The organism is Hymenobacter agri (genome assembly GCF_054778495.1).
In genome coordinates, this window is record NZ_BAAGZM010000898.1 from 1 (window position 1) to 1,270 (window position 1,270).

Annotated in this window: 2 protein-coding genes; one reads left to right on the forward strand and one right to left on the reverse strand. The window is 66.0% G+C overall.

Features of this window, described 5'->3' with window-relative positions; all coding sequences use genetic code 11:
- Positions 1–385, forward strand: a 385-nt coding sequence (locus ACYVDE_RS23190) for a hypothetical protein (protein WP_460503897.1), incomplete at its 5' end; no start/stop codon positions are given.
- Between the two features lie 100 nt (positions 386–485).
- On the opposite strand, the gene ACYVDE_RS23195 is transcribed toward ACYVDE_RS23190, so the two are convergent.
- A partial coding sequence (locus ACYVDE_RS23195) for a protein kinase (protein WP_460503898.1) occupies positions 486–1,270 on the reverse strand: 785 nt, incomplete at its 5' end.

The window sequence follows — 1,270 nt, forward strand, 5'->3', positions numbered from 1 at the left end:
CGGCGAGCCCGAAACTTACGGCCGCACGCCCACCCGGCAGCAGCAGCTGGCGCCCAATGCGCAGGTGCGCCACATCGGCACGGGCCGGGTGCTCAGCCGCTTTCGCTACGCGGGCTTTTACGAGGAGCTGGGTTTCACCATTCCGCGGGCCTACGTGGCGGGCGTACACTACCTGCTCGATGAGCAGCGTGGCCTGCGCTTGGTGCCGGCCGCCGCACCCGCCCGTACCTCCGAGGTGCGCTTCGCAGCCATGACGCGCTTCGCGCCGCCGCAGCGCCGCCATGAGGCGCGGGTGGAGCTGCAAAGCGCTGGCAGTGGCTTCGCGTTCTACATCGATACCACCAGCCAGGTGCCGCGCATCCGCTATCAGCGACTGGAGGAGTAGAGACGCAATATTTTGCGTCTCGTCGTTGAACGACTCGCGGGTAGTTATTAATAAACGGAACCCAAAATGCGCGGCCGACGAAACGCAAAATATTGCGTCTCTACAACTCCGCCAATTCTCGCGTAATCTCACCAAACAGCGGCCGGGCCGCCACCTCCGGCTGCACGCAGCGTCGCTGCAAGTTCCAGAGCGCGGCACTGGCGGCGGGCGCTTCGTCGGCTTCGGGGCAGTGCGTCAGCAACTCTTCAAGCAGGCAGCCAAAGGCGCGGACTTCCAGTTGCTGCAAGCGCTTGGCGGTGTCAATGTCTTGGGCATCGAAAAAGCACGCGGCCCCGAAGTCGCCCAGCAGGGCATCGCCCGCTGGCGTGTTGAGAATGTTGTGGGCGTATAAGTCGCCGTGTAGGATGCCTTGCGTATGCAGGTGCGCGGCGGCGCTGGCAATGCCGGTGGCAATGCGCAGGGCCGTTTCCAGGCGAAATTCGGTGCTGGCGGCGTACACGTCGCGGGTGCAGGTGGCCAGGCTGGGCGGGCCGGCCAGGTTGCCGAAGGCCGGGTCAATCAGCTCCAGCACCAACCCTTCGGCTCCCGCCGGATGTTGGGCAATTTTGCCCCGCACGGCAATCAGGTTGGGGTGCGGGCCGGCGCTGATGCAGGCGGCCATCTCACTGTGCGGCAGCCCGTCGCTTGTTACCGCACCTTTGAATAGCTTCACTGCCACCTCGGCCGGAGCGGCGTGGGCACGGTGGGCACGGTAAATCACGCCCGACGCGCCTTCGCCCAGCTGCTGCTCCAGCTGCAAGTCGGCCCAATCGATGGTTTGAATGGGGTGGCGGGCCAGCGCCGCCGCATCGGCCGGCCCGGCAAACGGGTTGCCCGCGTAGGCCA